Raw genomic sequence first — 12,915 nt, 5'->3', positions numbered from 1 at the left:
AAATGACCACCAATCAATACATACAAGCTTTAATAAACCCAGAAAATAAAGATATTGGGAATATTGACCAATTAAAGTCAATTATTGACAAATACCCTTATTTTCAATCTGCTAGAACTATTTATCTAAAAAAATTAAAAGACTTAGGCAACTATAAATACAATAATGAGCTAAAAATTACAGCTGCCTATACTACAGATAGGTCTGTATTATTAGATTTTATTTCTTCTCTAAAACATGAAAAAAATAAAAAGAAGGACAAATCAAAATTTAGCTTAAATAACTTTATTGCTAGTAAAAAAGAAAAGGAAATAAAAAAAATTGAAGAAGAATTAAATATTGGGCAACCTTTAGCGTTTACCAAAAGTGAAGCTTTTTCATTTAACAAATGGCTGGAATTATCTTCAAAAACACCTATAATTAGAGATGAACAATCAGTTAAAGATGAAAACGTTCAGAGTAACAAAAACGAAAAAGACGATATTATTAATCGTTTTATAACTAATAACCCTAAAATTTCACGACCTAATAAAAATTCTAGTAGTGACTTTAAGGTTACAGAAAGTCAGCAAAATGCCCAATTAATGACTGAAACATTGGCTAAAGTTTACCTTGCTCAAAAAAAATATGATAGTGCTATTCAAGCATATAAAATATTAAGTTTGAAATATCCAGAAAAAAGTGGTTTCTTTGCAGACCAAATTAAAAGAATTAAAATTTTACAAAACAATAAATAATGACTACATACACTTTACTTTTAGTTTTAATTTTGATAGTTGCAATAGCTTTAATATTAATTGTAATGGTACAAAACCCTAAAGGTGGAGGTTTATCTTCATCATTTGGTGGAGGCGGTCAAAATATTGGTGGTGTTCAAAACACTAATACCTTTTTAGATAAAACTACATGGACATTAGCTATTGCTATGTTTGCTTTAATCTTGTTAGCTAATTTTGCTATTCCAAGAGGTAATGCAGCTGGTGCTCCAGATTTAGACAATACTTTAGATGGAGTTGAAACAACAACTGCTCCTGCTGAAACTACTCCAGCTTCTGGAACTAAAGATAGCGTAAAGTAATTCTGTCTAATTTCATAAAATAATTTAAATGTCAACGTGTCATTCGTTGGCATTTTTTTTACTTCATTTTTGGGCACTTTAGAAAAAATGTCAGCAATTTTTCATTGGCATAATTTCTGTCCAACAACTGTCATAAATAAAAAATAAAACTTAATCATAATTTATATATAAAATGGGATTAAACATAAAACCTTTAGCAGATAGAGTTCTTGTAGAACCAGCTGCAGCAGAAACTACTACAGCATCGGGAATTATTATACCTGATAATGCAAAGGAAAAACCTCAAAAAGGGACTATTGTTGCTGTAGGTACAGGAACTAAAGATGAGCCTTTAACTGTAAAAGTTGGGGATACTGTTTTATACGGAAAGTATGCTGGAACGGAACTAAAATTTGAAGGGAAAGATTATTTAATAATGAGAGAAAGCGATATTTTCGCTATTATCTAAATCTACACTTTTACATTGTAGAACTTAAACAAACTAATTAAAACATTTCAATAATTTTATTATTGATTAAAATTTAAAACAAAAATGGCAAAGGATATAAAATTTGATGTTGATGCACGTGAAGGCTTAAAACGCGGTGTTGACGCATTAGCAAATGCAGTAAAAGTAACTCTAGGTCCAAAAGGAAGAAATGTAATTATCTCTAAATCTTTTGGAGCTCCACATGTAACTAAAGATGGTGTTTCTGTAGCTAAAGAAGTTGAGTTAGAAGACGCTCTAGAAGATATGGGAGCGCAAATGGTAAAAGAAGTTGCTTCTAAAACAAATGACCTAGCTGGTGATGGTACAACAACAGCTACTGTTCTTGCACAAGCTATTGTTAAAGAAGGATTAAAAAATGTGGCTGCTGGAGCGAACCCAATGGATTTAAAGCGCGGTATTGATAAAGCAGTAAAAGCTATTACTAACGATTTAGCTAAACAAGCTAAAGAGGTAGGTGATTCTTCTGAAAAAATACAACAAGTAGCTTCTATATCTGCTAATAATGATGCTTTTATTGGTAACTTAATTTCTGAGGCTTTTGGTAAAGTTGGTAAAGAAGGTGTTATAACTGTTGAAGAAGCTAAAGGAACAGATACTTATGTAGACGTTGTTGAAGGTATGCAGTTTGACAGAGGATATTTATCTCCTTACTTTGTTACAGATGCTGACAAGATGATTGCTGATTTAGATAATCCTTATATTTTATTATTTGATAAAAAGATTTCTAACTTACAAGAAATTCTTCCAATATTAGAACCTGTAGCACAATCAGGAAAGCCTTTATTAATTATTGCTGAAGATGTTGATGGGCAAGCTTTAGCTACTTTAGTAGTTAATAAATTAAGAGGTGGTTTAAAAATTGCTGCTGTAAAAGCTCCTGGTTTTGGTGACCGTAGAAAAGCAATGTTAGAAGACATTGCTATTTTAACTGGTGGAACTGTTATTTCTGAAGAAAGAGGCTTCTCTTTAGAAAATGCTACTTTAGATTTATTAGGAACTGCTGAAACTGTTACTATTGACAAAGACAATACAACTATTGTTAATGGTGCTGGAGACGAAGCTCAAATTAAAGCTCGCGTAAACCAAATTAAAGCGCAGATTGAAACGACTACTTCTGATTACGATCGTGAAAAGTTACAAGAGCGCTTAGCTAAATTAGCTGGTGGTGTAGCTGTATTATACGTAGGTGCTGCTTCTGAAGTTGAAATGAAAGAAAAGAAAGATAGAGTTGATGATGCTTTACATGCTACTAGAGCTGCAGTAGAAGAAGGAATTGTTGCCGGTGGTGGTGTTGCTTTAGTTAGAGCTAAAAAAGTATTAGAAACATTAACAAGTGATAACTTAGACGAAACTACAGGTATTCAAATAGTAAACAAAGCTATTGAATCTCCTTTAAGAACTATTGTTGAAAATGCAGGTGGAGAAGGATCTGTAGTTATTAATAAAGTTTTAGAAGGTGATAAGGACTTTGGTTACGATGCTAAATCTGAGCAATATGTAAATATGTTAGAAGCTGGTATTATTGATCCTAAGAAAGTTACTCGTGTTGCTTTAGAAAATGCAGCTTCTGTATCTGGAATGATTTTAACTACTGAATGTGCTTTAGTAGATATTAAGGAAGATACTCCTGCTGGTGGTGGAATGCCTCCTATGGGTGGTGGAATGCCAGGTATGATGTAAAATACCTTAACAATAAGATAACTTAAAAGCTCGCAACTATTGCGAGCTTTTTCTTTTTATTTTTTACATTTGCGCTGCTATAAATCAATTTAATATTTATTAATTATGAAAAAACTAAAGTATTTAGCTGCTATTGGATTAGGATTATCTATGGCAACTAGTTGTAGTAACAGTGCAACTGAAGATTTTAATGAACAACATCTAGATGCCGCTAAAAAGCGCTTGAAAAACATCTCTGCCAATTATTCCAACGACACTTCTAAAAAAGCTTCTACAGATTTTATCTATGACAGTGAACTAAAACTAGAAAAAGTTATTGCTGCTGACGGTAGTAGAACTTCATCCTTAGATTATGACAACAATGGTAGCTTAATTAACGTTAAAGGAAATGATGTTAACGAAAACCTAAATTTAGAAGAACTTTATCAATCTCCATATAAAGCTTTTAAAGAAGGTACTGTATTAGAATATGATACTAACAAAAATCCTTCTAAAATAATCTTTCATCAAAAAGAATATGAGTATCAAAATGGAACATATATTCAAGTAGTTAAAGATTATACTGCTGAAGTTAGTTATGATAATGCTCCTAACTTATTTTTCTACACACTAGAAGCTGCAGGAATTATTGATGTTTTAGATTTAGTAGATTTAAATATAGGTGTAAACATGCAAGCTACTGAAATTATAAAAGCTCGTGCTTTATTTCCTATGAATAACCCATCAAAAATAATCTATAAAGACGATTTAGGAGAAATAGTAGAAACCATAAACATTGCATATACTTATGATGCTAGTAATTATCCTACAAAAGCAATAATCACTTCAATTAATAAACGAGAAGTTCAAAAAGGTGAAGTTTCATTTTCTTATTATGAATAAACAGAAGTAGTATTAAGTAATATAAAAAAGCCATGTTGACTAAGTTAACATGGCTTTTTACCTATAGGTATATTTAAATCTATTTTATTTCAAACACATAAGGCATTCTTGCTTGAATTCCTTTTAAGTTTTTAAATTGAGATATTACTTTATACATTTCATAACTTTCATCTCCCAACACCTCTTTTACCATTTCTTCTTTAGTTGTTTTTGAAAAAGGTGATAATTTCAGAGTTTCTTTCAAATCTTTTTTATAATTGGGATAACTTCTTATTCTGTAGTCTTCAATTTCTGCTAAGTCAGCAGCTATATTAATAGCATCCTCTAAGCTTCCTAAAGAATCCACTAAACCATTTTCTAAAGCCTCTTTTCCGGTCCACACTCTACCTTGCGCAACTTCATCAGCCTCTTCTAATGTCATGTTTCGTCCATCTGCTACTCTTTCTAAAAAAGTTGTATACACTTGTTCTACACCTTCTTTTGTAACCTCATAAAACTTTTTATTCATTGGCTCATATAAACTATAATTTGCGCTTTCATTTGTAGATACTTGCTCTGCATTAATCCCAATCTTATCGGCTAGTTTACTAACATTAGGAACCGTTCCAAAAACTCCAATAGATCCAGTTATAGTTGTAGGTTCTGCTATTATTTTATCTGCTATACTAGCAATATAATACCCTCCAGATGCAGCTACATTTCCCATAGATACAACTAATGGTTTTTCTTCTTTTGCTAATTGTAATTCTCTCCATATTAATTCGGAAGCTAAAGCACTTCCTCCTGGGGAATTTACTCGTAACACTATTGCCTTTACACTTTTATTTTTTTTAGCTTTTCGTATAGCTCTATTAATAATTCCTTGTCCTATTATATTATCGGTTCCTTCTCCATAAAATATTTGCCCTTGAGCATAAATAACAGCAATTTTGTTTTTGGATAAACTACTTTTTCTTCCTTTGCCTGAAGCTATATAATCTTCTATAGTAACCATATCAAAATCCTTGTTAACTTGCTTACCTAATTTAACTTCATATTCATCTTCATAAATACTTCCATCAATTAAATTATTCTTTACTGCTAATTCTGCATTTCTTCCATTTGAATTGTCTGCTATTTCATTTAACTTAGTAACAGAAATACTTCTATTTATACTTATATCATCAGTAATTTCAGACCAAATAGAGTTTAAAAAAGATAATGTTTGTTCTCTATTGGCGTCACTCATTTTATTTGATAAATAAGGTTCAACAGCACTCTTATACTTTCCATGGCGTATTACTTCCATCTTTACCCCTAATTTATCTTCAAAATCTTTATAGTATAATATCTCTGCATTCAATCCTTTAAAATCTATAGCTCCCAATGGGTTCATAAAAACACTATCTGCTACAGAGCTTAAATAGTAATTCTTTTGATCAAAAAAATCGCCATAAGCATACACAAACTTCCCGCTTTCTTTAAATTCTTCTAATTTATTTCTCAAAGCTTGTGTTTGTGCCATACCAGCATTTACATACAAGGTTTTAACACTTATTCCTTTTATGTTTTCATCTTCTTTTGCATTATCAATAGCATTCATTATTTGATCTAATGATAATTTATTATTTGTCAATTCTAAAGCTTGAGCTAACGGACTTTCATCTTTTGGCGCATAATCTTTTATAGAAGTGGTTAAATCTAACTCTAAAATGGAGTTAGGTTCAACAATAACTTTACTTCCTCCACCAACTAATGAAGCAACTAAAGCAAAAAAGATAAATATTAAAAAAAGTGCTATAAAAAAACCTAAAATTGAGGCCAATAAATTTTGTAAAAACTTCATGGTAAGTTGTTAAAATTAATGGCAAATATACGTTTTTGATAGAAGTTTAACTATCGTAATCGCATGCTATATTTTTGCTGTGCAAACTCAAAATAATTAAACAATTTATAATTTACATCATACCCATAATCAATATGTGGTTGATAGTCTATAAGGTTTTCATAAACATTAGGGTTAAAAACACTTGGATTCCTTACACGCTGATTCCATTCAAACACATAAAGTCTATTTTTCATTTCCAAATAATTTTGTGAGTAAAATCCAGAAGGTCTTGCAACCGTGTTTAGATAAACAGTAAAACCAGGATCTATAATAATAATTTCATATTCTAGACTATCATTAGCAATTACTACAGGTTCTTCTTTTATTTCTTTATTTTTTTTTATGGGAGTAGAACAGGAAGCATAAATTAAAAAACTGAAAATGATAGTTATTGGTATATATCTTAAAATTTTCATAATCAACAATATTTAATCATATAAAAATGCGAAAAAAATCCCATTTTTTATCTATTTTTAACTTCTTTAACAATTCCTAAACCTACAAACCACTATGAAAAAAAGATGCCTTTGGGTTACCAATGATCCTTTATACATAGAATATCATGATACTGAATGGGGAGTTCCTGTATATGATGATGATGAATTATTTGAATTTTTAGTTCTAGAAACATTTCAGGCTGGTTTAAGCTGGATTACTGTTTTAAAGAAAAGAGAAAATTTTAGACATGCTTTTGACAATTTTAATTACCATAAAATTGCTAACTATTCAGAAGATAAATTTAACGAGCTAATAGAGAACAAAGGAATTATTAGGAATAAATTAAAAATTAAAGCCGCTATTACCAATGCTCAATATTTTATAAAAATTCAAGAAGAATATGGTTCTTTTTCTAAATACATTTGGGCGTTTGTAAAAGGAAAACCTATTAAAAACACATATCATAAAAGAGAAGAAGTACCCGCTACTACTAACTTATCCGATAAAATTTCTAAAGATTTAAAAAAGAGAGGTTTTAAGTTTGTAGGTTCTACTGTTATTTATGCATACATGCAAGCTATAGGTATGGTTAATGACCATACTACGGATTGTTTTAGATACAACGAAGTTTAATCATAGATTTATAGCTAAAGACTTAATTTTACTATGCCTGCATAAGATTCCTTCATTTTTGTACTTTTACCTTCTAAATTTAACTCAAATAGTACATACATGAACTTAAAACATGCGCTTTGCATTGTGGCTTCTGCTGGAATATTAACTTCTTGCAGAGTTGACACTAAAAAAGAAGCTACGGTAACTGAGAAAAAAACTACTCAAAAGGAGTTTTCTTATGTTGTAGAACAATTTGCTGACATCAAGGTATTACGCTATCAAATTCCTGGTTTTAATGAATTATCTTTAAAAGAAAAAAAATTAGTTTATTACTTAACTCAGGCAGGTTTATCTGGTAGAGACATAATGTGGGATCAAAACTATCGTCACAATCTTGAAATTAGAAAAGCCTTAGAAAACATAAATACTAATTTTTCTGGTGACAAAAACACAAATGAATATCTTGCTTTTACCACCTATTTAAAAAGAGTGTGGTTTTCTAACGGTATTCATCACCATTACTCTAATGACAAAATTAAACCTGAATTTACTAAAGAATATTTAGAAGGACTATTAAAACAAACGAGTACTGAATTATCTCCAGCCGCTTTAGAGGTTATTTTTAACGATAAAGATGCCAAGAAAGTAAACAAAAAAGCTGGTGTTGATAATGTATTAGCTTCCGCTGTCAACTTTTACGGACCAGATATTACAAGTAAAGATGTTGAAAACTTCTATGCTAAAGCCTATAAAGGTCCAGAAGGTAAACCTGTAGAAGCTGGTTTAAACTCTAAATTAGTTCGTGAAAACGGACAATTAGTAGAAAAAGTATGGAAATCTGGCGGAATGTATGGCCAAGCTATTGATAAAATTATTTTTTGGTTAGAAAAGGCGAAAGAAGTTGCTGAAAACGAGGCACAAGCTAAAACACTAGGTTTGTTAATTGACTATTACAAAACTGGTAGCTTAGATACTTGGGATGCATACGCAATTTCTTGGGTTACTTCTACTAAAGGAAATATTGATTGGATTAATGGTTTTATAGAAGTATATAATGATCCTAAAGGTTACAGAGGTTCATATGAAACTATAGTCCAAATCAAAGATTTTGATATGTCTAAGAAAATGAAAGTTTTATCTGACAATGCGCAATGGTTTGAGGATAATTCTCCTTTAGATTCTGCTCATAAAAAACAAAATGTAGTAGGTGTTTCTTACAAAACAGTGAATGTTGCTGGAGAAGCTGGAGATGCCTCTCCTTCTACTCCAATTGGAGTTAACTTACCAAATAATAATTGGATTCGTCAACAGCATGGTTCTAAATCTGTTTCTTTAGGAAATATTATTGGTGCTTATAACAACGCTGGTGGAACTGGACGTTTAAAAGAATTTGCTTACGATGCTGAAGAAATTGATTTAGAAATCAAATATGGAAAGTTAGCTGACAAATTACACACAGCTTTACATGAGGTTATTGGGCATGCTTCTGGACAAATAAATAAAGGTATTGGTCAACCAAAAGAAACATTAAAAAACTATGCTTCTACTATGGAAGAAGGTAGAGCTGATTTAGTTGGGCTTTATTATTTAATGGATCCTAAATTACAAGAACTTGGACTGGTTGACAATTGGCAAAAAGTTGGTGAAGCTGCTTATGATGGTTATATCAGAAATGGTTTAATGACGCAATTAATCAGAATTAATTTAGGAGATGACATTGAAGAAGATCATATGGTAAACCGCCAATGGGTATCTTCTTGGTCTTTTGAGCAAGGTAAAAAAGAAAATGTAATTGAAAAGGTTACTAAAGATGGTAAAACTTACTATAATGTAAATGATTACGGAAAGCTTCGTGAAATTTTTGGTCGTTTATTAAAAGAAACACAAAGAATAAAATCTGAAGGTGACTTTGAAGCTGCTAAAGCTTTAGTAGAGGGCTATGGTGTAAAAGTGGATCAACAACTACATAAAGAAGTTTTAGAGAGAAATTCACAATTTAAATCTGCTCCGTATAGTGGTTTTGTAAACCCTGTATTAACGCCAGTTAAAGATGAGAATGGAACTATTACTAATATTAAAATAGTACAACCAAATACTTTTGAAGAACAAATGTATTTCTATTCAAAAAATTATAGTTTTTTACCTATTAAAAACTAATATAAAACTATCCTTAATTATTACAAACCGATTCTTTTTAGAGTCGGTTTTGTATTTTTAACGCTTATAATTATTTAAATTATTATGAAAAAAAACATATTATTAGCTTTACTTTTTTTTCTTTCATTCAATATACAATCTCAAGAAAAATATAATGAACAAAACAGTGTTGGTTTTGCCTGTTATTTTTTAGGACAACCAACTATTCCTGTAAAAAAAATAGACAGGATATTGAAAAAAAAGAAGTATCATAAAATAACTAACATGTTACATTCTAAAATTAATGCTGAACAATACTTAGCTGTTATATCATTGGAAAAGCTTAATAAACTTGGTTATTATAAATTAACTCTCAATACTAAAAAGTTAATTTCAAAAATTAAAAACTCAGCAGGCTTAGTGTACACTTGTTCTGGTTGTTTAATTGGAGAGCCAATCCAACTGAAAACTTTGTTTAATGATATAGCCTATAAAAACTTCAATAAACACTGGTTAGAACGCATCAAATAATCTTTAACATCATACCCTATAGAAAGTACAACTTTTAAATGGGTTTTGTATTTTTAGTGCGAAATAACGTAGTATGGCAAAAAAGGCAAAAGACCCAGGGTTTGGATACAAATCTCATAAAAACATCCGGGGGATGATTAATAGAGATGGTAGCTCTAATGTAATTCATGTTAATAAAAGATTTAATATTGATGATTTGTATACCTATTTTATCAATCTATCTTGGTATCGATTCTTCTTTTTTGTATTTCTTGGTTACGTATTATTAAATATTCTTTTTGGGTTTATTTATACACTGATTGGTATAGAAGAAATCACTCCTTCTAAAGGTAACTTTTTTGATGACTTTTTAAATGGTTTTTTCTTTAGTGCACAAACATTAACCACTGTTGGGTATGGTGGTATTGCTCCGCAAGGAATATCAGCCAACATAATTGCTGCTTTTGAAGCATTAATAGGATTGCTTTGTTTTTCTTTTATTACTGGGCTTTTGTATGGTCGGTTTTCTAAACCCAAAGCCGCTATTCGTTTTAGTAGTAACTTAATTTTAAGAGATTTTAAAGAAGGGCAGGCTATTATGTTTCGTTTAATGAATAATAGAAAAACGGTAATGATTGAGCCTGAAATTACAGTTACCTTATCTGTAAATGAAAAAGATGAAACTGGAAACTACAATCGTAACTACTACCGATTAAATCTGGAACGTGACAAAATAATGTATTTACCTACTGTATGGACTATTGTTCATGAAATAGATGACAAAAGCCCGTTAAGTAAATATTCTGCTCTTGAAATTCAAGATTTAGATGCTAAAATATACATTTTGTTGAAGTACCATGAAGAATCCTTTGGCCAAACTGTATACCAAGCAAGTTCCTATGATTTTTCTGAAATGCAAGCTAATGTAAAGTTTAGCCCCTCCTCTACTTTTAACAAAGATGGCTTTACTGTTTTAGATCACACTACTTTAAGTAATGTTGAAAAAATGAGCTAGTGTTTTGTTATGTATTTAAACAAGAATAGTAATAAAATAGTTACTACAATTCCTATAGCGGTGAATAAAGCTCCGTTTTGATAGTATTTTTTATTATTTTTTGCATCTTTTCTATAACTGAATACCATTGCTCCCACAAAAACAACAACAAATAAACTTGCAAAAATTATTCTACCTGTAGTAAACATAAAATTGTATTTTTAGCAAAGTTAAAGAATGATTTTATTTTGGTAAAACACTCTATAAAAGTTTTCATAAAAGATTCTATTAACAATTAACTAAATAATACAACAACCTGTGAATACTAAAACCGCCATTGTATTTGGAGCCACTTCTGGTATTGGAAAAATGTTAACTGAATTTTTAGTAAAAGATGGTTATAAAGTAGGAATTACCGGTAGGCGTTTAGAAAAATTAGAGACACTAAAAAAACAATACCCTGCGAACATCATATTCAAACAAAATGATATTCAAGAGGTTGATGATGTTGAAAAAATATTTAATGAGTTGGTAAGTGAATTAGGTGAGGTAGATGTAATTATACAGTCTTCTGGAGTTGGATACACCAATACTAAATTAGAGTGGGATAAAGAAAATACTACTATACAAACTAATGTAGTTGGTGTTACCAAGTTATATGATTTAGCTTACAACTTGTTTAAAGAACAGCAATTTGGTCATTTAGTAGGTATTTCATCCATAGCTTCTTTAAGAGGTAATAGGTTTGCGCCTGCATATTTTGCTTCTAAAGCCTATCAAAAAGCCTATTTAGAAAGTCTATATATTAAAACAAAATCCATTAAATCTAAAAAAGTATTCATCACAGATATACGACCTGGCTATGTAGATACAGACATGGCTTTAGGTGATGGTATTTTTTGGTTAACTCCTTTAGAAAAAGCTTGTAAACAAATTTATACTGCCATTAATAGAAAAAAGCGTGTTGCCTATATTTCAAAACGATGGATGCTCATTGCTTGGGTATTAAAAATAGTTCCTTCAAAAATCCTAAAATTAGCCACATAAATCATGACCAAGAAAAATCTTATTGTATTAGATATTGATGATACTTTAACTAAAAGTGAAGAAAAGCATACTAGCGCTTTGCTACATGCCTTAAAATATTTTGATATTACTGAAATTGATACCGACTGGAGAAACTATCAAAATGCTACTGACAGTTACATTTTTAGTGTTAATTATGAGAAAACTCATAAAAAAACTTTTAGCTTTGATTTAATTGAAGAGTTTGAAAAGGTAATGACAGAACATTTTTTGACTTTTCCCGATACGATTGAACTACATGGGGCTCAAACTATTGTAGATTATTTTATTAATGAAACCAATTATGCTGTATGTTTTGCTACAGGTTCTATTTTACAACCTGCTTATTTAAAATTACAGCAAGCCGGTATTCATTTAATTCCTGAAGTATTAGAAAGTTCTAATAACATTTTTACGAGAGAAGGTATTGTTAAATCTGCTATTGAAAAGGCTAAGTCTTATTATGAAGTAAATAACTTTGAGCACATTATTTCTTTTGGAGATGGTTTATGGGATGTTACTACTGCGCAAAACTTAGACATTCATTTTGTTGGTGTTAATGATAAAAACATAGCAGATTTTAATAAGATGAATATTAAACATCATATTAGTAACTGGGATAACTTTAGTTTAGCAGAAACTGAAAAAAAATTAGGTATTTCCTCTACTACTTCTATTCAATTATAAAAACACTTAATATGAAAGATAAAATAAATGCAGTACATGAATTTCATAAAGCCTTTGGTTTGGGGATTAAAAAACAACCTACTGCTCATATTGGTAAAGACCGCAATCTACTCCGTTATAATTTAATGAAGGAAGAAAACGAAGAGTATTTAGAAGCAGCAGAAAATAATGATTTAATTGAAGTAGCTGATGCTTTAGGTGATATGCTTTATATTTTATGTGGTACTATTATTGAGCATGGGATGCAACATAAAATAGAAGAAGTATTTAATGAAATACAACGTAGCAATATGAGTAAACTTGGTGAAGACGGCAAGCCTATATATCGTGAAGATGGTAAAGTTTTAAAGGGACCTAACTATTTTAAACCAGATATAAAAAGTATATTCAAATAATTTTTTAACCAAAAGCTAGCTATAGTATGTATAACGTTAATAAAAATATTATATATGCTATAGCTCTATAAGTATATC

15 protein-coding genes are annotated in these 12,915 nt (G+C 30.2%); 12 read left to right on the top strand and 3 right to left on the bottom strand.

Annotated elements, in window-relative coordinates; translation table 11 throughout:
• Positions 1 to 2 precede the first annotated feature (2 nt).
• The 5 genes from ABNT65_RS00100 (at position 3) to ABNT65_RS00080 (ending at position 4,130) form a co-directional block, all read left to right on the top strand.
• A complete protein-coding gene (locus ABNT65_RS00100) occupies positions 3 to 737 on the top strand; it encodes a hypothetical protein (protein ID WP_348737221.1) in 735 nt (244 codons plus the stop codon).
• Positions 737 to 1,078 carry a preprotein translocase subunit SecG gene (gene secG, locus ABNT65_RS00095; protein WP_348702563.1) on the top strand — a complete coding sequence of 114 codons (342 nt, stop codon included), beginning with the start codon at positions 737 to 739 and terminating at the stop codon, positions 1,076 to 1,078. The genes ABNT65_RS00100 and secG overlap by 1 nt, the downstream gene beginning before the upstream one ends.
• 172 nt (positions 1,079 to 1,250) lie before the next feature.
• Positions 1,251 to 1,526 (top strand): co-chaperone GroES, encoded by a 276-nt coding sequence (gene groES / locus ABNT65_RS00090; protein ID WP_348702564.1) that lies wholly within the window; start codon positions 1,251 to 1,253, stop codon positions 1,524 to 1,526.
• Positions 1,527 to 1,610: 84 nt separating this feature from the next.
• Positions 1,611 to 3,248 carry a chaperonin GroEL gene (gene groL, locus ABNT65_RS00085; protein ID WP_348737222.1) on the top strand — a complete coding sequence of 546 codons (1,638 nt, stop codon included), beginning with the start codon at positions 1,611 to 1,613 and terminating at the stop codon, positions 3,246 to 3,248.
• A 105-nt stretch (positions 3,249 to 3,353) separates the two neighbouring features.
• On the top strand, positions 3,354 to 4,130 hold the full coding sequence (locus tag ABNT65_RS00080; protein ID WP_348746812.1) for a hypothetical protein: 777 nt from the start codon (positions 3,354 to 3,356) through the stop codon (positions 4,128 to 4,130).
• A 79-nt stretch (positions 4,131 to 4,209) separates the two neighbouring features.
• Here the strand turns inward: ABNT65_RS00080 and sppA are convergent, their stop codons facing one another.
• On the bottom strand, positions 4,210 to 5,955 hold the full coding sequence (sppA, locus tag ABNT65_RS00075; RefSeq protein WP_348702567.1) for a signal peptide peptidase SppA: 1,746 nt from the start codon (positions 5,953 to 5,955) through the stop codon (positions 4,210 to 4,212).
• Positions 5,956 to 6,005: 50 nt separating this feature from the next.
• Positions 6,006 to 6,413 (bottom strand): DUF6146 family protein, encoded by a 408-nt coding sequence (locus tag ABNT65_RS00070; protein ID WP_348702568.1) that lies wholly within the window; start codon positions 6,411 to 6,413, stop codon positions 6,006 to 6,008.
• 94 nt (positions 6,414 to 6,507) lie between these two features.
• Between ABNT65_RS00070 and ABNT65_RS00065 the strand changes: the two genes are divergently transcribed.
• From ABNT65_RS00065 to ABNT65_RS00050, 4 genes are all read left to right on the top strand, one after another.
• Positions 6,508 to 7,068: a DNA-3-methyladenine glycosylase I gene (locus tag ABNT65_RS00065; protein WP_348702569.1), complete on the top strand. Its 561-nt coding sequence runs from the start codon at positions 6,508 to 6,510 to the stop codon at positions 7,066 to 7,068.
• Positions 7,069 to 7,167: 99 nt separating this feature from the next.
• The gene (locus tag ABNT65_RS00060; RefSeq protein ID WP_348746811.1) at positions 7,168 to 9,207 is read left to right on the top strand and encodes a dipeptidyl-peptidase 3 family protein; all 2,040 of its coding nucleotides are present in this window, start codon (positions 7,168 to 7,170) and stop codon (positions 9,205 to 9,207) included.
• 84 nt (positions 9,208 to 9,291) lie between these two features.
• Entirely contained in the window at positions 9,292 to 9,717 is a 426-nt protein-coding gene (locus ABNT65_RS00055; protein WP_348702571.1) for a hypothetical protein, read from the top strand.
• Between the two features lie 73 nt (positions 9,718 to 9,790).
• Positions 9,791 to 10,711: an ion channel gene (locus tag ABNT65_RS00050; RefSeq protein WP_348702572.1), complete on the top strand. Its 921-nt coding sequence runs from the start codon at positions 9,791 to 9,793 to the stop codon at positions 10,709 to 10,711.
• Here ABNT65_RS00050 and ABNT65_RS00045 read toward each other — a convergent pair.
• Positions 10,708 to 10,899: a hypothetical protein gene (locus tag ABNT65_RS00045; RefSeq protein WP_348702573.1), complete on the bottom strand. Its 192-nt coding sequence runs from the start codon at positions 10,897 to 10,899 to the stop codon at positions 10,708 to 10,710. The two genes, ABNT65_RS00050 and ABNT65_RS00045, sit on opposite strands and share 4 nt — an antisense overlap.
• A gap of 109 nt (positions 10,900 to 11,008) precedes the next feature.
• Here ABNT65_RS00045 and ABNT65_RS00040 point away from each other — a divergent pair, with 109 nt between their 5' ends.
• The 3 genes from ABNT65_RS00040 to ABNT65_RS00030 are packed head-to-tail and all read left to right on the top strand — an operon-like array spanning position 11,009 to position 12,837.
• Positions 11,009 to 11,737: an SDR family NAD(P)-dependent oxidoreductase gene (locus tag ABNT65_RS00040; protein WP_348702574.1), complete on the top strand. Its 729-nt coding sequence runs from the start codon at positions 11,009 to 11,011 to the stop codon at positions 11,735 to 11,737.
• A 3-nt stretch (positions 11,738 to 11,740) separates the two neighbouring features.
• Complete coding sequence (locus ABNT65_RS00035) at positions 11,741 to 12,442, top strand: HAD family hydrolase (protein ID WP_348702575.1); 702 nt, start codon at positions 11,741 to 11,743, stop codon at positions 12,440 to 12,442.
• 11 nt (positions 12,443 to 12,453) lie between these two features.
• Positions 12,454 to 12,837 carry a nucleoside triphosphate pyrophosphohydrolase family protein gene (locus tag ABNT65_RS00030; protein ID WP_348702576.1) on the top strand — a complete coding sequence of 128 codons (384 nt, stop codon included), beginning with the start codon at positions 12,454 to 12,456 and terminating at the stop codon, positions 12,835 to 12,837.
• The last annotated feature ends 78 nt before the right edge of the window (positions 12,838 to 12,915 follow it).

This window comes from Tenacibaculum sp. 190524A02b, assembly GCF_964036645.1.
Lineage (GTDB): Bacteria > Bacteroidota > Bacteroidia > Flavobacteriales > Flavobacteriaceae > Polaribacter > Polaribacter vairaonense.
The sequence above is the reverse complement of the archived record's forward strand: the minus strand, read 5'-3'. Positions and strand labels throughout refer to the sequence as shown.

What these genes read in the sequence shown, in the direction of transcription:
- ABNT65_RS00100 (WP_348737221.1), top strand. Translation starts at nt 3, where the DNA reads ATGACCACCAATCAATACATACAAGCTTTAATAAACCCAGAAAATAAA.
- secG (WP_348702563.1), top strand. Translation starts at nt 737, where the DNA reads ATGACTACATACACTTTACTTTTAGTTTTAATTTTGATAGTTGCAATA.
- groES (WP_348702564.1), top strand. Translation starts at nt 1,251, where the DNA reads ATGGGATTAAACATAAAACCTTTAGCAGATAGAGTTCTTGTAGAACCA.
- groL (WP_348737222.1), top strand. Translation starts at nt 1,611, where the DNA reads ATGGCAAAGGATATAAAATTTGATGTTGATGCACGTGAAGGCTTAAAA.
- ABNT65_RS00080 (WP_348746812.1), top strand. Translation starts at nt 3,354, where the DNA reads ATGAAAAAACTAAAGTATTTAGCTGCTATTGGATTAGGATTATCTATG.
- sppA (WP_348702567.1), bottom strand. Translation starts at nt 5,955, where the DNA reads ATGAAGTTTTTACAAAATTTATTGGCCTCAATTTTAGGTTTTTTTATA.
- ABNT65_RS00070 (WP_348702568.1), bottom strand. Translation starts at nt 6,413, where the DNA reads ATGAAAATTTTAAGATATATACCAATAACTATCATTTTCAGTTTTTTA.
- ABNT65_RS00065 (WP_348702569.1), top strand. Translation starts at nt 6,508, where the DNA reads ATGAAAAAAAGATGCCTTTGGGTTACCAATGATCCTTTATACATAGAA.
- ABNT65_RS00060 (WP_348746811.1), top strand. Translation starts at nt 7,168, where the DNA reads ATGAACTTAAAACATGCGCTTTGCATTGTGGCTTCTGCTGGAATATTA.
- ABNT65_RS00055 (WP_348702571.1), top strand. Translation starts at nt 9,292, where the DNA reads ATGAAAAAAAACATATTATTAGCTTTACTTTTTTTTCTTTCATTCAAT.
- ABNT65_RS00050 (WP_348702572.1), top strand. Translation starts at nt 9,791, where the DNA reads ATGGCAAAAAAGGCAAAAGACCCAGGGTTTGGATACAAATCTCATAAA.
- ABNT65_RS00045 (WP_348702573.1), bottom strand. Translation starts at nt 10,899, where the DNA reads ATGTTTACTACAGGTAGAATAATTTTTGCAAGTTTATTTGTTGTTGTT.
- ABNT65_RS00035 (WP_348702575.1), top strand. Translation starts at nt 11,741, where the DNA reads ATGACCAAGAAAAATCTTATTGTATTAGATATTGATGATACTTTAACT.
- ABNT65_RS00030 (WP_348702576.1), top strand. Translation starts at nt 12,454, where the DNA reads ATGAAAGATAAAATAAATGCAGTACATGAATTTCATAAAGCCTTTGGT.